This window comes from Streptomyces sp. NPDC048018 (genome assembly GCF_043202995.1).
GTDB lineage: Bacteria > Actinomycetota > Actinomycetes > Streptomycetales > Streptomycetaceae > Streptomyces.
The window spans coordinates 136,561-157,201 of record NZ_JBIDBK010000005.1; the positions used below are offsets into that span (position 1 = coordinate 136,561).

Below are 20,641 nucleotides of genomic sequence, written 5' to 3' on the forward strand. Positions count from 1 at the left end.
CGTGTCGTTCGTGTCGCTTCATCCGTGTTCACGTGCCGGCGAGCAGCCCGCTCGCCAGGCCGATCACCACCGGCGCCACCCCCACCGCCAGGAAGGCCGGCAGGAAGCACAGGCCGACCGGGGCGGTGATCAGCACCTGGGCCCGCTGGGCGCGCGCCGCGGCCGCGCGGGCCCGGGCGGCCCGGAGGGCTTCCGCGTGCCGCGCCACGGCCTCGGCCGCGGGGGCTCCTGAGGAGGCCGCGCGTTCCAGACAGCGGGCCAGCCCCTCCGCACCCGGTATCGCCCCGAACCTCCGCCACACCTCGGCGGGTTCGCCCCCGAGCCGCAGCTCCGCAGCCGTGCGGATCAGCCGCTCGCCGACCGGCCCGCCGAGCGACCGGCCCACCGCCTCGGCGGACTCGGCCGGCCCGGCGCCCGCCGACGCGCAGGCCGCCAACAGGTCTGCCGCGAGCGGCAGCTGACGTGCCGTCTCCACGCCCTCGCTCCCCGCATCCGCGTCGCGCGGGCGCCGCGCCCACCGGCGACGGAGGCCCCAGGCGGCGCCGACGCCGGCCAGCAGCCCGATGAGCCCGCCGATCAACGCCCAGCCGGCGAGACCGACCGCGCACGGGACTCCCCACCCCCGCAGCCGGGCCGGAAGCCCTGCCCCGCGGGTCCGCACGGGGGCAGCCGGCGCCACCGCGAGCAGACCGGCGACCCGCTGGCGCGACCGCCGGGCCCGGCGCCCGTCCCACAGCGCCCCGGCCGCCGCGGCGAGGGCGCAGAGCACCGCGAGAAGGGTCGTCACGGGCGCTCACCTCCCCGCACGATCCGGCCCGCCCACCACAGCCCCGCCGTCTCCAGGGCCGCGCCGGCGGCCAGGCAGCCCAGGCCGGCGGGCGTGTGGAGCAGCACGTACAGCGGGCGGGCGCCCAGCGCCGCGCCGAGGCCCAGCCCGGCGACCGGCAGCACCGCGAGGACCGCCACCGTCGCCCAGGCCCCCGCCAGTTGGGCCCGGAGCCGCTCCCGCTCGTCCCGATGGGCGCGCAGCGCGGCCTCCAGCCGGTCGAGGCCCGCGGCAAGGCCCGCGCCGCCGTCCACGGCGACCTGCCAGCAGGCGCCGATCCCGGCCAGGCCGTCGGCCCCGTCCTGCCGCGCCGCGCGGCGCAGCGCCTCCGGGACGTCGCCGCCGAACCGCGCCGCCGCGAGCACCGCGGCCTCCTCGTCGCCGAGCGCCCCCGTCGTCCGCGCCGCGAACGCGAGCGCCTGTGCGGGCTGCCAGCCGACTCTCAGCTCGCCGGCGGCTGCCCCGCACAACGCCACCACCCGGTCGGAGCGGGCTTCCCGCTCCCGCCGTTCCCGGGCGTTCCGCAGCCCGCGTCCCACCAGGGGCACCGCCACCGCCCCGGCGAGCAGCGGCAGGGGCGAGGCGCCGAGCACCGCGATCACCGCCGCCACCGGCAGGCACAGCCACTCCCGTCGCCCCCGCGCCCCGCTCCACAAGCGGGCGGCGGATGCCTGCCAGGGCACCTCCGGGCCGCCCGGCAGCGCCATCAGCGCCCGGGCCCTGCGGCGCATCCGTTCCCGTTCGGCCGTCCACCACAGCGCGAGCACCGCGCACAGGGCCGCCGCGCCCTGCGCCGGAAGACCTCCCGGCACCGGAAGCGCCGTCATCGCGCCCCTCCGATCAGGACCCGCAGCCGCTCCCAGCCCCGCTCCCGCTCGAATCCGCCGGCGCTCCAGCAAAGCGCGGGCACCGTCACCACCAGCCCGTCCCGGTCCCGTTCGAGAACGTGCACCTCGGCGATCCGGCGGCGCCCCGCGCGGTCCCGCACCAGGTGGAGGACCGCCGACAGTCCGGCGCCCAACTGGCTGTGCAGGGCCGCACGGTCGAGCCCCGCGGCCGTCCCCAGAGCCTCCAGCCGGGCGGGCACGTCGGCCGCCGTGTTGGCGTGGAGGGTCCCGCAGCCGCCCTCGTGCCCGGTGTTCAGGGCTGCCAGAAGGTCGACCGCCTCGGGACCGCGGACCTCGCCGACCACGAGCCGGTCCGGGCGCATCCGCAGCGCCTGCCGCACGAGGTCCTGCAAGGTCACGTGACCGGCGCCCTCCTGGTTGGGCGGGCGCGCCTCCAGCCGCACCACGTGCGGGTGGTCGGGGCGCAGCTCGGCGGAGTCCTCGGCGAGCACGATCCGCTCCCCCGGGCCCACCAGGCCGAGCAGGGTGGACAGCAGGGTCGTCTTGCCCGATCCGGTGCCGCCGCTGACCAGGAAGGACACGCGGGCCTCGACGAGCGCGCGCAGCAGCGGCTCGCCGCCCGGCGGGACGGTGCCCGCCTCCGTCAGCTCTCCGACGGAGAAGGCCCGGGGCCGCACCACCCGCAGCGACAGACAGGTCGAGCCGACCGCGACCGGCGGCAGGACTGCGTGCATCCGGGTGCCGTCCGGCAGCCGGGCGTCCACCCAGGGCCGGGCGTCGTCGAGCCGTCGGCCGGCCACGGCGGCGAGTCGCTGCGCCAGGCGTCGTACCGCCGCCGCGTCCGGAAAGGTCACGCCGGTCGGTTCGAGTCCCGCGCCGCGGTCCACCCAGACCCGATCGGGCGCGGAGACCAGGACGTCGGTGACCCGGGGGTCGGCGAGCAGTGGCTCCAGCGGTCCCGTGCCGATCAGTTCGCTCCGCAGTTCCTCGGCGGCGCCGAGCACCTCGGCGTCCCCGAGCAGCCGTCCCTGGGCCCGCAGCGCGGCCGCGACCCGTGCGGGAGTCGGTTCGGCGCCGCTCTCCGCGAGTTGCTGTCGCACGGCGTCGAGCAGCAGCGCCCCGCTCATGCCGCACCCTCCGGGACGAGCACGCGCTGCCAGAACGCGGCGCAGAAGCGGGCGAGCCCTCCGCGGGCGTCGGCGCCGGGCGGCGGCCCGCCCTCACCTGCTGCGAAGGGCCCGGCGTCTTCGGGGAGTTCCCCGGCCAGGGGCAGCCGCAGGGCATCGGCGATCCAGTGCTCGTCGAGTCCGGCCTCGTAGGGCCCGCGCACGACCGCGCGCAGATCGCGGATCACCGGGCCGGCCGCTGCGGCCACCCGGTGGGCGGCGGTGACGGCGCGCAGTTCGCCGGGGACGAGCAGCAGTCCGAGGTCGAGCTGGGCGAGGGCCTCGGTGACGGCGTCGTCGATCCGGCGGGGCAGGTCGACCACGACGGCTCCGCCGCGCCGGCGCGCGGCGGCGAGCATCGAGCGCATGGCTTCGGGCGGCACCGGCACGGGGTCGCCCCGGTCCCAGCTGAGCACCCGCACGCCGCGCACGAGAGGCAGCGACTCCTCCAGGGCCCGGCCCGCGACGCGGCCCTTCGAGGCGGCGAAGTCGGGCCAGCGCCGGCCCTCGGCCCGCTCTCCGTCGAGCAGCACGTCGAGTCCGCCGCCGAGCGGGTCGGCGTCGACGAGAAGGGTGCGCTGACCGGCCCGTGCGGCGGCGAGCGCCAGCGCGCAGGCCAGGGTCGAGGCCCCGGCGCCGCCGCGGCCGCCGATGACGCCGACGGTCAGCGCCTGTCGGCCGCCGCCCTCGACGGCGTCGGCGATCAGGTCCACGAGCCGGCCCTCGGCGCCGGGCAGGAGCAGGACGCCCTCCGCGCCGGTCTCCACGGCCAGCCGCCACACGGCCGGGTCGTCGCGCTCGCGCCCGACCAGCAGCACGCCCGGCCTCCGCGTGGCGCCCCGGCAGCGGGCCGCCGCGTCGTCGCCGAGGAGGACGAGCGGCGGGTCGGTCCAGCCCGCCCGGCGCTCGGGCACCGCGTGGTGCACCTCGGGCTCGGCTCCCGCCGCGGCGCACAGCCGCAGCAGGTCGTCGAGGAGCGTCGGGTCCTCGGTGACGATCAGCGGGCGGGCCGGCCTTGTGCCCGCGTTCCTCTCGCCCGAGTCCGAGCCGGCGCCCGGGCGCCTGCCGGACCCGTCTCGCACTCGCGTTCCGGAAGTCTTCGATCCCTTCACGGCACACAACCCCTCATGTGATTCCCGCGGTCCGCGGACTTCGCGGCCGGAATCACCGTGCAGCCGTCTCGGAAATCTTGTGGATCTTGCTCGAAAACTGTGGATAACCCCGCGCTTGTGAATAACTTCGCCACCCGAACCGGTACTGCCCGGAGAGCAGCCCAGCGACTACTCTGAGTGACGGATCAAGGGGTCCCGCCGCCGTCCGGGCATCACCGGCGCGCGGGCCGGGAGGAGGGGCGGAGATGGTGGAAACATGGACCAAAACGGGTCCGGACATGCGACGACCCCCGCCGGGGGGGAGAGCGGGGGTCGTCTCTCCGGCCGACTCGGGGGGGGGAGGAGCCGGTCCGGGTTAGCACGGTCGCGAACGATCCGTGACTTCCATGGTGTACCCGAGAGCCTTCTCAGGCAAACCCACGCGCCCCAGCGTACGCCGAATGGCGGGCACCTATGCTCGGGCTCGTGGAAAACCACTCGATGCCGCGCGCAGCCGCCTTCTTTGACCTGGACAAGACGGTCATTGCGAAGTCCTCGACGCTGACCTTCAGCAAGTCCTTCTACCGGGGCGGACTCATCAGTCGCCGTGCCGCGTTGCGGACGGCCTACATCCAGTTCGTGTTCCTGGTCGGCGGAGCCGATCACGACCAGATGGAGCGGATGCGCGAATATCTTTCCGCGCTCTGCAAAGGCTGGAACGTGGCACAGGTCAAAGAGCTCGTCGCGGAGACCCTGCACGACCTGATCGACCCGATCATCTACGACGAGGCGGCCTCCCTGATCGAGGGCCACCACGCCGCGGGCCGGGACGTCGTGATCGTCTCGACCTCCGGGGCCGAGGTGGTCGAGCCGATCGGCGAGATGCTCGGCGCGGACCGGGTGGTCGCCACCCGCATGGTGGTCGGCGAGGACGGCTGCTTCACGGGCGAGGTGGAGTACTACGCGTACGGGCCCACCAAGGCCGCGGCGGTCCGGGAGCTCGCCGAGTCCGAGGGGTACGACCTCTCCCGCTGCTACGCCTACAGCGACTCCGCGACCGATCTGCCGATGCTGGAGGCCGTCGGCCACCCGTACGCCGTGAACCCCGACCGGGCCCTGCGCCGCGAGGCGGCCGGCCGGGACTGGCCGATCCTCTCCTTCGACCGGCCGGTCCGGCTCAAGCAGCGCCTGCCGGATTTCCGGATGCCGCCCCGGCCCGCCCTGGTCGCCGCGGCGGCCGTGGGAGCGGCCGCGGCCACGGCGGGGCTCGTCTGGTACGCCAGCCGCCGCCGACAGGCGGCGCTGACACGGACCGCGCGGACGGCGTGAGTGCGCTCTTGCCGATCGCTTTGCCTGGATTTGGGGTGAAGGCAAAGAAGCGGAGCCAGGACTTTCGCTTCCATCGGGACAGGAGTAGAAAGGAATCAGGCCCGCGAGACCTGGGACATCCGAGAGGATCACCTGTTGAGCAGTACGGCCCCACGGACCTGATGCACAGAAACCCGGCACCCACGCGACGTCGACCCTTCGATTAAGGGCCAGCCGCACCAGGCGCAGGGCAAAGTAACCCCGCCTGATGGGCACATATCGAGGACGCTTGGTAACTGGGTAGACGTGCCAGCGGCGGTACCGAAGTCTGGTACCGCCGCAACCCGTTTCGGGGCTCGCTCAGGCGGCGCCGCGCTGCAGCGCCTCGCACACCGCAGTCGACTCCCGGACCCCCAGCTCCACCGACCGCCCGCAGTGCGCGATCCAGGCGCCCATGCCCTCCGGGGTCCCGGACAGATAGCCCTCGAAGGCGCCCAGGTAGGCCGCTCGGCCCAGCTCAGCGTGCCCGACCTCGGCCGGGCAGATCGCCTTCGGGTCGAGCCCGCTGCCGATCAGCACGATCCGCTCCGCGGCGCGCGCGATCAGACCGTTGTGCGAGATGAAGGGGCGCAGGGCGAGCAGCTCGCCGTGCACCACGGCGGCCGTGACCAGGGCCGGGGCGTCGCTGCCCGCGATGATCAGGTCCGCAAGTCCGTCGAGCCGGCCGGAGACCTCCGCCGGGTCCGGAAGCGGCGCCTCGATCAGCGGCTCGTCCACCGGCTCGCCCGCGTGGCGCGGACGCCCCGTCGCGTCGCGCGGCTCACCCTCGGCCACCAGATGCAGCCGGGCGAGCACCCGCAGCGGCGACTGGCGCCAGATGGAGAGCAGCTGACCGCACTCGGCGCTCAGCCGCAGGGCCGCGCCGACGGTGCGGGCCTCCGGGTCCGCGCTGAAGTCCGTACGCCGGCGCACCTCCTCCAGGGCCCAGTCGGCACCCGAGAGCGCGGCCGAGGCGCGCGCCCCGCGGAGCGCCGCCTCGGAGGTGATCTCGTTGCTGCGGCGGCGCATCACACGGTGGCCGTAGACCCGGTCGACGGCCTTGCGTACGGAGTCCACCGAGTCGGCGACGCCCGGCAGGGAGCCGAGGGCGGCCAGGGGGTCAGAGGCGTGCGTACTCATAAGTAGGGAGGCTACGCGCCCAGGGCCCGCACCCCACCTTGGAGTGGTCTTCTTCACGCACCTTGACCACAGGGAGCAAGCATGCCGCTACGCTAGGTGAACATGAAGATCGCTTTCGTGGGGAAGGGCGGCAGCGGCAAGACGACGCTGTCCTCGCTCTTCATCCGACACCTCGCCGCCGCCGAAGCCCCGGTCGTCGCTGTCGACGCCGACATCAACCAGCACCTCGGAGCGGCACTCGGCCTCTCCGACGAGGAGGCGGCCACGCTGCCCGCGATGGGTGCGCACCTGCCGCTGATCAAGGAGTACCTGCGGGGCTCCAACCCGCGGATCTCCACCGCGGACACGATGATCAAGACGACGCCGCCCGGGGAGGGCTCGCGGCTGCTCCGGGTCCGTGAGGACAACCCGGTCTACGAGGCCTGTGCCCGGCCCGTGCCGCTCGACGACGGCGAGGTCCGGCTGATGGCCACGGGCCCGTTCACGGAATCGGACCTGGGCGTGGCCTGCTACCACTCGAAGGTCGGCGCGGTGGAGCTCTGCCTGAACCATCTGGTGGACGGCCCGGACGAGTACGTGGTGGTCGACATGACGGCCGGCTCCGACTCTTTCGCCTCCGGCCTGTTCACCCGCTTCGACATGACGTTCCTGGTGGCGGAGCCGACTCGCAAGGGCGTGTCCGTCTACCGCCAGTACAAGGAGTACGCCCGGGACTTCGGGGTCGCCCTGAAGGTCGTCGGCAACAAGGTGCAGGGCCCGGACGACGTCGGCTTCCTGCGCGACGAGGTCGGGGACGACCTGCTGGTGACGGTCGGCCACTCCGACTGGGTCCGCGCCATGGAGAAGGGCCGCCCGCCCCGCTTCGAGCTCCTGGAGGCCACCAACCGCATGGCCCTCCAGGCCCTCCAGAACGCGGCGGACGACTCGTACGCCCTCCGCGACTGGGAGCGGTACACCCGGCAGATGGTCCACTTCCACCTGAAGAACGCGGAGAGCTGGGGGAACGCGAAGACGGGGGCCGACCTGGCGGCGCAGGTCGACCCCGGGTTCGTGCTGGACGAGCGGCTCGCCGTTCCCCAGCCGAGCTGACGGCCGTAAGCCGCCGGCTCGCCGTGCCCGCCGAGCCGGCCGATCAGTGGCGGGCGGCCGTCCCGGCTGCCGCGGGGGCACCGGCCGGGACGGCCGGCTGCGGGGCCAGGAAGGCCTTCCAGCCGGCCGACGGGGCCTCACCGACCTTCAGGGTGCGGAGCTTGGCGATGACCGCCGGGTCCTGGGCGTCGAGCCAGTCGGCGAGCTGGCGGAAGGAGACGCACTTGACGTCCTTCTGCACGCAGACCGTGGCGATCGCCTCCTCGATGGCGCGCATGTACGTGCCGCCGTTCCAGGACTCGAAGTGATTGCCGATGATCAGCGGTGCGCGGTTGCCCCGGTAGGAGCGCTCGAAGGCCTGGACGAGGCCGTCCCGCATCTGATTGCCCCAGTACTGGTGCATCGACGGGTCGCCCTTGGTCGTGCCGGACTGGTTGACCAGGAAGTTGTAGTCCATCGAGAGCGTCTGGAAGGCGCGGCCCGGGACCGGGACGAGCTGCATCGACAGGTCCCACAGGCCCGCGTCCTTCTTGGGCCAGATCTGGTCGTTGACGCCGCTGGTGTCGTAGCGGAAGCCCATCTGCGAGGCCGCGCGGACAAAGTTCGTGCGGCCCTCCAGACACGGCGTGCGGGCACCGACCAGCTCCTTGTCGTAGTCGAACGGGAGCGGCTTCTCGCCCTTCAGGCCGGCGTTGGTCTTCCAGTTCTTGACGAAGGACTTGGCCTGGCTGATCTCGCTCTTCCACTCGTCGACGGACCAGGTGCCCACTCCTCCGTCCTTCCCGCAGAAGTGCCCGTTGAAGTGGGTGCCGATCTCGTTGCCCTCCTCCCACGCGCCGCGCAGTTCGCGCACGGTGGCCCGGATGCCCTGGACGTCGTTGAAGCCGATGTCGGAGCGGCCCGGGGAGTGCTGCGGCGGGTCGTAGAGGTCGCGCTTGTCCTCCGGCAGGAGGTAGACGCCGCTGAGGAAGTAGGTCATCGTCGCGCCGTAGCGCTTGCCGACCGTGCGGAAGTGGGAGAAGAGCTTCTGGCTGTCCTCCCCGGCGCCGTCCCAGGAGAACACGACGAACTGCGGCGGCTGCTGACCCGGCGCCAGCTTCTGCCAGACCGGCTGGCGGGGCTGGGCACCGGTGAACGCGGTGGAGCCGTCACCGATCAGACGCACCGCGTTCTGCGGCGCGGCCGCCGGCGGCTTCTTGGCGCCGGCGGCCGCGCCCTTCGCGGCGACCGGGTCCGGGCCGCCGGAGCCCGAGCAGCCGGCGAGGCCGGATGTCAGGGCGACGGCGAGGGCGCCGACGGCGAGCGCCCTCCTGTGGACAGTGGTCCTTCTCCCGGCGGCTGACATCGCCCACCTCTCCTCTGCTTCTCGGATTTCCCTACAAGCTGCGTCAACGTCGCACCAGGACGGCCGAGGAGCGTCAACGACAAGCGGCATGGCTACGTTCTGTCACCGGATCCGGTGAATTCTTGCCCCATTTGCCCCGAAATTAATGCCAGGGTCTTTACCCTCCATTACCATCCATTTACCGAGCGTTGCTCGGCACGCCCGATGTACCCGCCGCTGCACCCCGCACGAGCCGCGACCGCGCTGCCCCGGAGGAGACGGGAACATGACCCTCTGCACACCCGACCGCACGACCACCCGGCCCCGCCTCCAGCGGCCCCACAGCCCGCCGGACGGCCCCCGCCGCCGCTTCCGCATCGCCGGAGCGGATTTCTCCGCGTCCGTCACCGTCTTCCTGATCGCGCTGCCGCTCTCGCTCGGCATCGCCCTCGCCACCGGCGCGCCGCTCCAGGCCGGACTGGTGGCGGCCGCCGTCGGCGGCATCGTCGCCGGGCGCCTCGGCGGCTCCCCGCTCCAGGTCAGCGGCCCCGCCGCCGGACTGACCGTGGTGACCGCCGAGCTGATCCAGCGCTACGGCTGGCGCACCACCTGCGCCATCACGGTCCTCGCAGGACTCGCCCAGATCGGCCTGGCGGCCCTGCGGGTGGCCCGCTCCGCCCTCGCCGTCTCCCCCGCCATCGTGCACGGCATGCTCGCGGGCATCGGCGTCACCATCGCACTCGCCCAGCTGCACATCGTGCTGGGAGGCAACCCCCAGAGCTCCCCCGTCGACAACGCGCTCGGCCTGCCCGCCCAGCTGGCGCACACCTCCGCCGCCGCGCTCGTCGTGAGCGGCCTCACCATCGGCCTGCTGCTGTTCTGGCCCCGGCTGCCGGGGCGCACGGGCCGCCTGCTGCGCAAGGTGCCCGCCGCGCTCGTCGCCGTGGCCGCCGCCACGGCCGTCGCGGCGCTCGCCGGGCTCGCCCTGCCGCGGGTCGACCTGCCCTCGTGGAGCAGCCACGCACTGCCCGGGCTCCCGGAGGGGCCCTTCCTCGGGATCGCGGCCGGGGTCCTCACCATCACGCTGGTCACCAGCGTGCAGTCGCTGCTGTCCGCCGTGGCCGTCGACAAGCTGGCGGCGAAGCGCGCCGCCGACACCGGCACACCCGCCACGCCCCGCTCGCGGCTCGACCGTGAACTCGCCGGGCAGGGCGCGGCGAACGTGGTCTCCGGGGCCCTCGGCGGCCTCCCGGTGGCCGGGGTCGCGGTGCGCAGCGTCGCGAACGTCTCCGCGGGGGCCGTGAGCCGCAACTCCACGATGCTGCACGGCGTGTGGATCGTGCTCGCGGCCCTGCTCCTCGTGCCGGTGCTCGACCTCATCCCGCTGTCCGCGCTCGCCGCCCTCGTCATGGTCGTCGGCATCCAGATGGTCAGCATCACCCACATCCGCACGGTCACCCGCCACCGTGAAGTCCTGGTGTACGCGGTGACGCTGGCGGGTGTGGTGTTCCTCGGCATCCTGGAAGGCGTGGCCCTCGGCATCGCCGTGGCGGTCGCCGTCGCGCTGAACCGGCTGGCCCGCACGCGGATCACCCTGGAGGACGGGGACGGCCGGCAGCTGGTGCGCATCCGCGGCCAGTTGACCTTCCTCGCGGTGCCGCGGCTGAGCCGGACGCTGCACCAGATCCCGGCGGGCGCCGACGTGGTGGTGGAGCTGGACGGTTCCTTCATGGACCACGCGGCGTACGAGACGCTGCACGACTGGCAGGCCGCCCATCTGTCCCGCGGCGGCACGGTGGAGACGACCGGACCCTCCGGCGGGCGGCTCGCCGACACCGGCCACGGCGTCGCGGCGGCGGACGGGTCCGGCGACGCGGCCGGGCCCACCGGCAGGCACTCCTGCTGCGGCCCGTGGACGCCGTGGCGCAATCACCAGTGCGGGGGGCAGGAGACCCCGGACGGTCCGGACGGAGCCGAGGGCGCCGACGAGCCGGGCCCCACCCGGCACCGGCTGGCCAGCGGCATCGGCGCCTTCCAGCGGGACACGGCTCCGCTGGTCAGGGACGAGCTGGCCCGGCTCGCGCGGGAGGGGCAGCGGCCCTCGCACCTCTTCCTGACCTGCGCCGACTCCCGGCTGGTCACCAGCATGATCACGTCGAGCGGCCCGGGCGACCTGTTCACCGTGCGCAATGTGGGCAATCTGGTGCCGCTGCCCGGTGAGGAGAGCGGGGACGATTCGGTGGCGGCCGCGATCGAGTACGCCGTGGAGGTGCTGCGGGTCGAGTCGATCACGATCTGCGGGCACTCCGGCTGCGGCGCGATGCAGGCCCTCCTGAACAGCGGCCCCGACGCCCCGTCGACCCCGCTGTGGCGCTGGCTGCGACACGGCCGGCCGAGCCTGAGCCGGATGGCCAGCCGCCGGCACGCCTGGGCCCGGATCTCCGGGCGGCTGCCCGCGGACGCGGTCGAGCAGCTGTGCCTGACCAACGTGGTGCAGCAGCTGGAGCACCTGCGGGCGTACGAGTCCGTGGCGCGGCGGCTCGACGAGGGCACGCTGACCCTGCACGGGATGTACTTCCACGTGGGCGAGGCGCAGGCCTATCTGCTGGCCGGCACGGACGAGGTGCACAGCTACGACGACGTGTTCAACCACGTGCCACCCTCCTCGGGGCGGCCGGGGCCGGGGGCGGAGGCCCGGGAGGTCGCCCGCGCGTCCTGAACCTTCCGTTCCGTTCGTCCGTGCCAGTGTGTGTGGCCGTCGTCCCCTTCCGCTCGGGGGGCGGCGGCCATCCCCGCATCACCTCACAGGTCTAAACCAATTGCCCGGAGGCCCTTGTCACCCGGGCATCCGCCTGATGAGCTATGACACGGGACACACAGGCACATAGGACGCCCTGGGAAAGGGAGATGTCGTGAGCAACGAATCCTTGGCCAATCTGCTCAAGGAAGAACGCCGCTTCGCGCCGCCGGCCGAGCTGGCCGCGAACGCCAACGTGACGGCGGAGGCGTACGAGCAGGCCAAGGCGGACAGGCTGGGTTTCTGGGCCGAGCAGGCCAAGCGGCTCACCTGGGCCACCGAGCCGACCGAGACCCTCGACTGGTCGAACCCGCCCTTCGCCAAGTGGTTCGCCGACGGCGAGCTGAACGTCGCGTACAACTGCGTCGACCGGCACGTCGAGGCCGGAAACGGCGACCGGGTCGCCATCCACTTCGAGGGCGAGCCCGGCGACAGCCGCTCCCTCACCTACGCCGAGCTCAAGGACGAGGTCTCCCGGGCCGCGAACGCCCTGACCGAGCTGGGTGTCCGCAAGGGCGACCGGGTCGCCGTCTACCTGCCGATGATCCCTGAGGCGGCCGTCACGATGCTGGCCTGCGCCCGTATCGGCGCCGCCCACTCCGTGGTCTTCGGCGGCTTCTCGGCCGATGCCGTCGCCTCCCGGATCCAGGACGCCGACGCCAAGCTGGTCGTCACCGCCGACGGCGGCTACCGCCGCGGCAAGCCGTCCGCGCTCAAGCCGGCCATCGACGAGGCCGTTTCCCGCTGCCCGCAGGTCGAGCACGTCCTCGTGGTCCGCCGCACCGGCCAGGACACCGCCTTCACCGAGGGCCGCGACGTCTGGTGGGACGACATCGTCGCCCGCCAGTCCGCCGAGCACACCCCGGAGGCCTTCGAGGCGGAGCACCCGCTCTTCATCCTCTACACCTCCGGCACCACCGGTAAGCCGAAGGGCATCCTGCACACCTCCGGCGGCTACCTCACCCAGGCCGCGTACACCCACCACGCCGTCTTCGACCTCAAGCCGGAGACCGACGTCTACTGGTGCACCGCCGACATCGGCTGGGTGACCGGCCACTCGTACATCGTCTACGGACCGCTGGCGAACGGCGCGACCCAGGTCATGTACGAGGGCACCCCGGACACCCCGCACCAGGGCCGGTTCTGGGAGATCGTGCAGAAGTACGGCGTCACCATCCTCTACACGGCGCCGACCGCGATCCGCACGTTCATGAAGTGGGGCGACGACATCCCCGCCAAGTTCGACCTGTCATCGCTGCGTGTCCTCGGCTCGGTCGGGGAGCCGATCAACCCCGAGGCCTGGATCTGGTACCGCAAGCACATCGGTGCCGACACGTGCCCGATCGTGGACACCTGGTGGCAGACCGAGACCGGCGCGATGATGATCTCGCCGCTTCCCGGTGTCACCGAGACCAAGCCCGGCTCCGCCCAGACCCCCCTGCCCGGCATCTCCGCCACCGTCGTCGACGACGAGGCGAACGAGGTGCCGAACGGCGGCGGCGGCTATCTCGTCCTCACCGAGCCGTGGCCGTCGATGCTCCGCACCATCTGGGGCGACGACCAGCGCTTCATCGACACCTACTGGTCCCGCTTCGAGGGCAGGTACTTCGCGGGCGACGGCGCCAAGAAGGACGACGACGGCGACATCTGGCTGCTCGGCCGGGTCGACGACGTCATGCTCGTCTCGGGCCACAACATCTCCACCACCGAGGTCGAGTCCGCGCTGGTGTCCCACCCGTCCGTCGCCGAGGCGGCCGTCGTCGGCGCCGCCGACGAGACCACCGGCCAGGCGATCGTCGCCTTCGTCATCCTGCGCGGCACCGCCAGCGAGGACGAGGGGCTCGTCACCGAGCTGCGCAACCACGTCGGCGCGACCCTCGGCCCGATCGCCAAGCCCAAGCGGATCCTGCCGGTGGCCGAGCTGCCCAAGACCCGCTCCGGCAAGATCATGCGGCGTCTGCTGCGTGACGTCGCCGAGAACCGCGAGCTGGGCGACGTCACCACGCTCACGGACTCCTCGGTCATGGACCTCATCCAGACGAAGCTGCCGGCCGCCTCCAGCGAGGACTGAGCCCCGGACAGTACCCAGGCGCCCGCCCCCGGACCCCGGGGGCGGGCGCCTTCTCGTGGGCCCCGTGGTTGTCCACAGGCCGTTGTCCACAGGGGGTGCCGGTGTCCGCCTATGCCCCTAAAGTGAAGATCACCGGACGTCGCCGAGCATCTTTAGGTAAAGTAAGAATCGCGTCAGTGACGCGACAGGAAGGCCTAGGTGCGCCGGGAAGTCTGGTCGGCATGTGCTCTGTGCTGCCCACCGACCGGAGGTCCTCGTGCCCGCGACCGCACCCACCCCCACCGACCGCAGGTTCCTCGGTCGGCTCTCGCTGCCCGAGCGCCGGTACATCGCCGACGCGCTGCGCACCGAGACCGTCGGTGGCGTGCTGCTCCTGATCGCCGCCGTCGTCGCGCTCGTCTGGGCCAACACGCCCTTCAAGGACAGCTACAGCGCCGTGCAGGACTTCCACATCGGCCCGGCCGCCCTCGGGCTCGACCTGTCGATCCAGCACTGGGCCGCCGACGGGCTGCTCGCCATCTTCTTCTTCGTCGCCGGCATCGAGCTCAAGCGCGAGCTCGTCGCGGGCGAACTGCGCGACCCCAAGGCCGCCGCCCTGCCCGTCATCGCCGCGATATGCGGCATGGCCGTGCCCGCCCTCGTCTACACGCTGGTGAACGTCTTCGGCAACGGCGCCCTGGACGGCTGGGCCGTGCCGACCGCCACCGACATCGCCTTCGCGCTCGCCGTGCTCGCCGTCATCGGCACCTCGCTTCCCTCCGCGCTGCGCGCCTTCCTGCTCACCCTCGCCGTCGTCGACGACCTCTTCGCGATCCTGATCATCGCGATCTTCTTCACCAGCGACATCGACTTCGCCGCCCTCGGCGGCGCCTTCGCCGGGCTCGCCGTCTTCTGGCTGCTGCTGCGCAAGGGCGTCCGCGGCTGGTACGTGTACGTGCCACTCGCCCTGGTCATCTGGGGCCTGATGTACAACAGCGGCGTCCACGCCACCATCGCCGGCGTCGCCATGGGCCTGATGCTGCGCTGCACCACGCGGGAAGGCGAGGAGCACTCCCCCGGCGAGCGCATCGAGCACCTGGTCCGGCCCATCTCCGCGGGGCTGGCCGTGCCGCTGTTCGCCCTGTTCTCGGCCGGTGTCGCCGTGTCCGGCGGGGCCATCGCCGACGTGTTCACCCAGCCCGTCACCCTCGGCGTGGTGCTCGGACTGGTGGTCGGCAAGGCGGTCGGCATCTTCGGCGGCACCTGGCTCACCGCCCGGTTCACCCGGGCCTCGCTCAACTCCGACCTGGCCTGGGCGGACGTCTTCGCCGTCGCCTCGCTCGCCGGCATCGGCTTCACGGTGTCGCTGCTCATCGGCGAGCTCGCCTTCGTCGGCGATGCGGCCCTGACCGACGAGGTGAAGGCCTCCGTCCTGGTCGGATCCTTCATCGCCGCCGTCCTCGCCTCGACGCTGCTGAAGCTGCGGGTCCGCAGATACCAGGCGCTGGTGGTCGAGGAGGAGCGGGACGACGACGAGGACGGCATCCCGGACATCTACGAGGAGGGCAACCCGGAGTACCACCTGAGGATGGCCGCGATCTACGAACGGAAGGCCGCCGAACATCGTGAGCGCGCCCAACTGGCGGGGGCATCGCGCGATGAGGCCGACCGTCCGGCATGATCTGAGGTCGGACCGTACAGGAGAAGAGGGAGCAGGGATGAGCGACCCGTTCGACGGAACCGAGCGCAGCCTCGGCCAGCTGGTCGCCTCGGCGACCGCCGAGATGTCCGCGCTGGTGCACGACGAGATCGCCCTGGCGAAGGCGGAGATCCGCCAGGACGTGAAGCGCGGCGCGATCGGCAGCGCCGCCGGCATCGCCGCCGGCGTGGTGCTGCTGTTCTCGCTGCCGATGCTGAGCTTCGCACTGGCCTACGCCATCAACACGTGGACCGGCGGCCACAACGGCAACGGCGGCTGGAACCTGATCTGGTGCTTCCTGCTGTCCTTCACGGCGAACGTGCTGATCGCCGGGCTGTTCGGGCTGCTCGCCTACGCGAAGTTCCGCAAGCTGAAGAAGCCGGAGAAGTCGATCGCCTCCGCCAAGCAGACCGCGGCGATCATGCAGAACGTCAAGCCGCACCCGCGCCCGGTGCCCGACGCGACTCCGGTCGCCCTGGACAAGGCCGCTTCTGTGGGACGCTCGTCTGCATGACCGTCCCTGAGACCAGCGGCGCCAACGGCGCGAGCCCGATCCGCATCGACGGACCGTGGACCCACCGCGACGTGGCGGCCAACGGCGCCCGCTTCCACATCGCCGAGATGGGCGACGGGCCGCTGGTGCTGCTGCTGCACGGCTTCCCGCAGTTCTGGTGGACCTGGCGGCACCAGCTGCCCGCCCTCGCCGAGGCCGGCTTCCGGGCCGTGGCCATGGACCTGCGCGGCGTGGGCGGCAGCGACCGCACGCCGCGCGGTTACGACCCGGCCAACCTGGCGCTCGACATCACCGGCGTGATCCGCTCGCTCGGCGAGCCGGACGCGGCCCTGGTCGGGCACGATCTGGGCGGCTACCTGGCGTGGACGGCGGCCGTGATGCGGCCCAAGCTGGTGCGCCGGCTCGTCGTCTCCTCCATGCCCCACCCGCGCCGCTGGCGTTCGGCGATGCTCTCGGACTTCGGCCAGTCGCGGGCCGGTTCGCACGTGTGGGGCTTCCAGCGTCCCTGGCTGCCGGAGCGTCAGCTCGTCGCGGACGAGGCGGAGCTGGTGGGCCGGCTGATCCAGGACTGGTCGGGGCCGCACCCCCGGTCGGGCGCCGACGACGAGGCACTCGCCGTCTACCGGCGGGCGATGTGCATCCCGTCGACCGCGCACTGCTCGATCGAGCCGTACCGCTGGATGGTGCGGTCGCTGGCCCGCCCGGACGGCATCCAGTTCAACCGGCGCATGAAGCGGCCGGTGCGGGTGCCCACGCTGCATCTGCACGGCTCGCTCGACCCGGTGATGCGCACCCGCAGCGCCGCGGGGTCCGGGCAGTACGTGGAGGCTCCGTACCGCTGGCGGCTCTTCGACGGGCTGGGGCACTTCCCCCACGAGGAGGACCCCGTCGCGTTCACCACGGAGCTCGTCAACTGGCTGAAGGACCCCGAGCCGGACCGCTGACGCCCGGGCGCCGCACGGATGCCGAACGGCCGCCGTACGGGCGCCGCACGGATGCCGAACAGCCGCCGCACGGGCGTGCGTCGAACTGCCATGTGCCTCGCGCATACGCCAATTGGCGGCCCCCCGGGCGGTTACCGACCTTGGGGCCCGGGCAGACGTCCGGGTATGGGCTGGACGCACGACTACGGTGACACGGCACGCGACCGCCGCTCTCTCGGCGGCCCCGGCTCCCCGGAACGGGGAAGCACGCACGACCAGGGCCACGCGCATCCCGCGCGGGACGTGGGGATCTCACGGATCCTCCGCCGCCGGGCCCGCTGGGTGTCCGCCCGGCTGCGTCATACCCGTACGTAGCCGGGGGGAGGCCACTCCGCGACGTCGGCGGGGGCCCGGACGGGCCCCGCACCGGGCGGGCCGTGTCCGGCTTCCTCAGAGCGCGCAGCCCTGGCTGTCGACCTGCTGGTCGGCGGCGCGGCCCCGGGAGATGTCGTCCCGGATCTCGTCGACCGTCAGCGCGTAGCCGGTGTTGGCGTCGTCCAGGGAGCGGGCGAAGATCACGCCGGACACCTTGCCGTCGGCGGTGAGCAGCGGTCCGCCGGAGTTGCCCTGACGGACCGTCGTGTACAGCGAGTACACGTCCCTGCGCACCTCGCCGCGGTGGTAGATGTCGGGGCCGTTGGCGGCGATCCGGCCGCGGACGCGCGCCGAGCGGACGTCGTACGCGCCGTTCTCCGGGAAGCCGGCGACGATGGCGTCGTCGCCGCTGCGGGCGTCCTCGTCGGTGAACTGGAGCGGCTCCACGTTGAGATCGGGCACGTCGAGGACGGCGATGTCGCGCTTCCAGTCGTAGAGCACGACCTTGGCGTCGTGGAGCCTGCCCTCGCCGCCGATCTGCACGGTCGGCTCGTCGACGCCGCCGACGACGTGCGCGTTCGTCATGACCCGGCGGTCGGCGAAGACGAAGCCGGTGCCTTCCAGGACCTTGCCGCAGCTCGGGGCGGTGCCCACGACCTTCACGATGGAGCGCTGGGCGCGATCGGCCACCGGGCTGCCCGAGAGCGCCGGGTCCGGGGGCCGGACGGCGGTGATGGGCTCGTTGGCGAACGGGCTGAAGACCTGCGGGAAGCCGTTCTGGGCGAGCGCGTTGGTGAAGTCGTCGAACCAGCCGGGCGCCTGATCCGGCATCACCTGGGAGATGCCGAGCAGCACCTTGGAGCTGCGGACCTCCTTGCCGACGGTGGGCATCGCCGTGCGGGCCAGCGCAGAACCGATCAGCCACGCCACCAGGAGCATGGCGACCACGTTGACCAGGGCGCCGCCGGTGGCGTCGAGCGCACGGGCGGGTGACCAGGTGATGTGGCGGCGCAGCCGGTTGCCGAGGTGGGTGGTGAAGGCCTGGCCGACGGAGGCGCAGATGATCACCACCATCACGAAGACGACCGTCGCCGTGGTGGTGACCTGGCTGTGGTCGGTCAGCTGGTTCCAGATGACCGGCAGCAGCAGGACGGCGACGAGACCGCCGCCGAGGAACCCGACCACCGACAGGATGCCGACGACGAAACCTTGGCGGTAACCGATGATCGCGAACCACACGGCGGCGAGCAGCAACAGGATGTCCAGCACGTTCACCGTCAATAGCCTCGCAGATTCGTCTCGGTCGCCCGGGGTCAGCCTGTCATGACCGCCAGTCGAGCGGGACCTGCTTGGTCCGGTCCCAGGGACGCTCCCAGCCTGCGAAGTGCAGGATCCGGTCGATCACTCCGGCCGTGAAACCCCAGACCAGAGCCGATTCGACCATGAATGCGGGGCCCTGGTGTCCGCTGGGATGGACCGAGGTCGCGCGGTTCCGGGGATCCGTGAGATCCGCCACGGGGACGGTGAAGACCCGGGCGGTCTCGGCGGGATCCACGACGTCGACGGCACTGGGCTCGCGCCACCAGCCGAGGACCGGGGTGACGACGAAGCCGCTCACCGGGATGTAGAGCCGGGGCAGCACGCCGAAGAGCTGGACGCCGGCCGGGTCGAGACCGGTCTCCTCCCGGGCCTCGCGCAGCGCTGCGCGCAGCAGGCCGCCCTCGGCCGGGTCGCCGTCCTCGGGGTCCAGGGCGCCGCCGGGGAAGGAGGGCTGTCCGGCGTGCGAGCGGAGGCTGCCGGAGCGCTCCATGAGCAGCAGTTCGGGGCCGCGCGGGCCCTCGCCGAAGAGGACGAGCACGGCGGACTGCCGGCCCGCCCCGTCCGCGGGCGGCAGGAAGCGGCTCATCTGCTCGGGCGCGACCGTGCGGGCCGCCCGCTCCACCGGAGCCAGCCACTCGGGCAGGCCCTCGCGGTCGAGCAGCCCGCCCGTCCCGTGGATCTCTTCACCAGTGCGCGTCATAGGCACCCCCGTGGTTCACAACGCGATCGACATGCGGGTTCGTTCCCCCTGGCCCCGTGGGTCCGGGCCCCGTGGGTCCGGGCCGGGTGAGGCCTGACCCCGTGTCGCGCGGCCCGTCGAACCGCGGTCTCGGGGCCCGTGGCCCGGCGGTCCCTGGCCGCGCGGACCGTGGCCCGGGACGCGTGGCCCCGGGGGCCCGGGGGCGGGCTCACGCCTCGGCTCCCAGCGGGGGCGCCGGGCGGCCGGGGTAGTCCGGGGGCGGGTTGAGCCGCTGGCCGGGGAAGCCGCCCTTCTCGTACTTCAGGAGCTTCCTGGCCTTCTCCGGGTCCGTCTCGCCCTCTCCGTACGCGGGGCAGAGGTGGGTGATCGGACAGGCGCCGCAGGCGGGCTTGCGGGCGTGGCAGATCCGGCGGCCGTGGAAGATCACCCGGTGCGAGAGCATGGTCCAGTCGCTCTTGGGGAAGATCGCGGCGACCTCGGCCTCGATCTTCACCGGGTCGTCGGACTCGGTCCACTTCCACCGCCGGGCGAGCCGCATGAAATGGGTGTCGACGGTGATGCCGGGCACGCCGAAGGCGTTGCCCAGGACGACGAAGGCCGTCTTGCGGCCCACGCCGGGCAGCTTGACCAGGTCCTCCAGACGACCGGGCACCTCCCCTCCGAAGTCGTCCCGGAGGGCGGTCGCGAGACCCATGATCGACTTGGTCTTGGCCCGGAAGAACCCGGTCGGCCGAATGAGCTCCTCGACTTCCTCGGGTACGGCGGCGGCCAGGTCCTCGGGCGTCGGGTACTTCGCGAACAGTGCGGGGGTGGTCTGGTTGACCCGCAGGTCGGTGGTCTGGGCGGAGAGGACCGTGGCGACCAGGAGCTCGAAGGGATTGCGGAAGTCGAGCTCCGGATGGGCGTACGGGTAGACCTCGGCCAGCTCGCGGTTGATCTTCCGGGCCCGCCGGACCATGCCGAGGTGCGTCTCGGACCTGGCGGCCTTGGCCCCGCCGGCCTTGGCACCGCCGACCTTGGCACCGCCCCTGCCGGACCCCGCCGCCTTGCCCCCGCCGGACACCTTGGCCCCGCCGGCCGCCTTCTCCGGTGTCGCCGCCTTCCGCGTCTTCGCCGTCTCCCCGGCCTTCGTCGCCCTGGCCCCCCGGGCCGCGGTCGCCGAGGCGTCCGAGGGTGTCAGCTTCGCCCCGGAACGCTTCGACGCTGCGCGTTTCGTCGCTTTCGTCTGTTTCGACACGCCGTGTTCGCCCACGGCGGAATTACCCTCGTCCCGCACTCTTCCAGCCCCCTTGGCCTGTGCTCTCACCGGCGAGTTGGACACCCGGCCAGCCTAGGGGCCGACACCGACATCCGCCCCGCACGCACCGGATCGCGACCCAATCGGGCCCCTGACGTATGGAAAGGCCGCCCGGTGAGTCAAACTTGTTGTGAT

At 72.8% G+C, this 20,641-nt stretch carries 17 protein-coding genes; 8 read left to right on the forward strand and 9 right to left on the reverse strand.

Translation table 11 applies throughout. The features are described 5' to 3' along the window. Nucleotides 1–28 precede the first annotated feature (28 nt). From ACGF1Z_RS20515 to ssd, 4 genes are read right to left on the reverse strand one after another with little or no spacing between them, the layout of a single operon-like run. Entirely contained in the window at nt 29–787 is a 759-nt protein-coding gene (locus ACGF1Z_RS20515; protein ID WP_393005931.1) for a type II secretion system F family protein, read from the reverse strand. Then, the gene (locus ACGF1Z_RS20520; RefSeq protein WP_393005933.1) at nt 784–1,653 is read right to left on the reverse strand and encodes a type II secretion system F family protein; all 870 of its coding nucleotides are present in this window, start codon (nt 1,651–1,653) and stop codon (nt 784–786) included. The genes ACGF1Z_RS20515 and ACGF1Z_RS20520 overlap by 4 nt, the downstream gene beginning before the upstream one ends. Next, nucleotides 1,650–2,801 (reverse strand): TadA family conjugal transfer-associated ATPase, encoded by a 1,152-nt coding sequence (locus ACGF1Z_RS20525; protein ID WP_393005935.1) that lies wholly within the window; start codon nt 2,799–2,801, stop codon nt 1,650–1,652. The genes ACGF1Z_RS20520 and ACGF1Z_RS20525 overlap by 4 nt, the downstream gene beginning before the upstream one ends. Next, on the reverse strand, nt 2,798–3,922 hold the full coding sequence (gene ssd / locus ACGF1Z_RS20530; protein WP_393005937.1) for a septum site-determining protein Ssd: 1,125 nt from the start codon (nt 3,920–3,922) through the stop codon (nt 2,798–2,800). Before ssd ends, ACGF1Z_RS20525 begins: the two co-directional genes overlap by 4 nt. A 483-nt stretch (nt 3,923–4,405) precedes the next feature. Here ssd and ACGF1Z_RS20535 point away from each other — a divergent pair, with 483 nt between their 5' ends. Then, nucleotides 4,406–5,260, forward strand: a complete 855-nt coding sequence (locus ACGF1Z_RS20535; protein ID WP_393005939.1) for an HAD family hydrolase — start codon at nt 4,406–4,408, stop codon at nt 5,258–5,260. Nucleotides 5,261–5,599: 339 nt separating this feature from the next. On the opposite strand, the gene ACGF1Z_RS20540 is transcribed toward ACGF1Z_RS20535, so the two are convergent. Continuing rightward, complete coding sequence (locus ACGF1Z_RS20540) at nt 5,600–6,418, reverse strand: Fic family protein (RefSeq protein WP_393005941.1); 819 nt, start codon at nt 6,416–6,418, stop codon at nt 5,600–5,602. A 102-nt stretch (nt 6,419–6,520) separates the two neighbouring features. On the opposite strand from ACGF1Z_RS20540, the gene ACGF1Z_RS20545 reads away from it, so the two are divergent. After that, complete coding sequence (locus ACGF1Z_RS20545; protein WP_393005943.1) at nt 6,521–7,507, forward strand: ATP-binding protein; 987 nt, start codon at nt 6,521–6,523, stop codon at nt 7,505–7,507. Nucleotides 7,508–7,550: 43 nt separating this feature from the next. Here ACGF1Z_RS20545 and ACGF1Z_RS20550 read toward each other — a convergent pair whose 3' ends face one another. Next, nucleotides 7,551–8,852 (reverse strand): hypothetical protein, encoded by a 1,302-nt coding sequence (locus ACGF1Z_RS20550; protein ID WP_393005945.1) that lies wholly within the window; start codon nt 8,850–8,852, stop codon nt 7,551–7,553. 265 nt (nt 8,853–9,117) lie between these two features. On the opposite strand from ACGF1Z_RS20550, the gene ACGF1Z_RS20555 reads away from it, so the two are divergent. The 6 genes from ACGF1Z_RS20555 to ACGF1Z_RS20580 all read left to right on the forward strand — a co-directional run bounded on the left by ACGF1Z_RS20555 (nt 9,118) and on the right by ACGF1Z_RS20580 (nt 17,189). Then, complete coding sequence (locus ACGF1Z_RS20555; RefSeq protein WP_393005947.1) at nt 9,118–11,550, forward strand: SulP family inorganic anion transporter; 2,433 nt, start codon at nt 9,118–9,120, stop codon at nt 11,548–11,550. Nucleotides 11,551–11,743: 193 nt separating this feature from the next. After that, the gene (gene acs, locus ACGF1Z_RS20560; protein ID WP_393005949.1) at nt 11,744–13,699 is read left to right on the forward strand and encodes an acetate--CoA ligase; all 1,956 of its coding nucleotides are present in this window, start codon (nt 11,744–11,746) and stop codon (nt 13,697–13,699) included. A gap of 256 nt (nt 13,700–13,955) precedes the next feature. Continuing rightward, nucleotides 13,956–15,359: a Na+/H+ antiporter NhaA gene (nhaA, locus tag ACGF1Z_RS20565; protein WP_393005951.1), complete on the forward strand. Its 1,404-nt coding sequence runs from the start codon at nt 13,956–13,958 to the stop codon at nt 15,357–15,359. 37 nt (nt 15,360–15,396) lie between these two features. Then, nucleotides 15,397–15,891 carry a phage holin family protein gene (locus ACGF1Z_RS20570; RefSeq protein WP_393005953.1) on the forward strand — a complete coding sequence of 165 codons (495 nt, stop codon included), beginning with the start codon at nt 15,397–15,399 and terminating at the stop codon, nt 15,889–15,891. After that, nucleotides 15,888–16,835, forward strand: a complete 948-nt coding sequence (locus tag ACGF1Z_RS20575; protein WP_393005955.1) for an alpha/beta fold hydrolase — start codon at nt 15,888–15,890, stop codon at nt 16,833–16,835. The genes ACGF1Z_RS20570 and ACGF1Z_RS20575 overlap by 4 nt, the downstream gene beginning before the upstream one ends. Nucleotides 16,836–17,000: 165 nt before the next feature. Further along, nucleotides 17,001–17,189 (forward strand): hypothetical protein, encoded by a 189-nt coding sequence (locus tag ACGF1Z_RS20580; RefSeq protein ID WP_393005957.1) that lies wholly within the window; start codon nt 17,001–17,003, stop codon nt 17,187–17,189. Between the two features lie 75 nt (nt 17,190–17,264). On the opposite strand, the gene ACGF1Z_RS20585 is transcribed toward ACGF1Z_RS20580, so the two are convergent. From ACGF1Z_RS20585 to nth, 3 genes are all read right to left on the reverse strand, one after another. Further along, nucleotides 17,265–18,464, reverse strand: a complete 1,200-nt coding sequence (locus ACGF1Z_RS20585; protein ID WP_393005959.1) for a MarP family serine protease — start codon at nt 18,462–18,464, stop codon at nt 17,265–17,267. 46 nt (nt 18,465–18,510) lie between these two features. Then, a complete protein-coding gene (locus tag ACGF1Z_RS20590) occupies nt 18,511–19,209 on the reverse strand; it encodes an NUDIX hydrolase (protein WP_393005961.1) in 699 nt (232 codons plus the stop codon). 208 nt (nt 19,210–19,417) lie between these two features. Continuing rightward, the gene (gene nth / locus ACGF1Z_RS20595) at nt 19,418–20,389 is read right to left on the reverse strand and encodes an endonuclease III (RefSeq protein ID WP_393006899.1); all 972 of its coding nucleotides are present in this window, start codon (nt 20,387–20,389) and stop codon (nt 19,418–19,420) included. Nucleotides 20,390–20,641 lie beyond the last annotated feature (252 nt).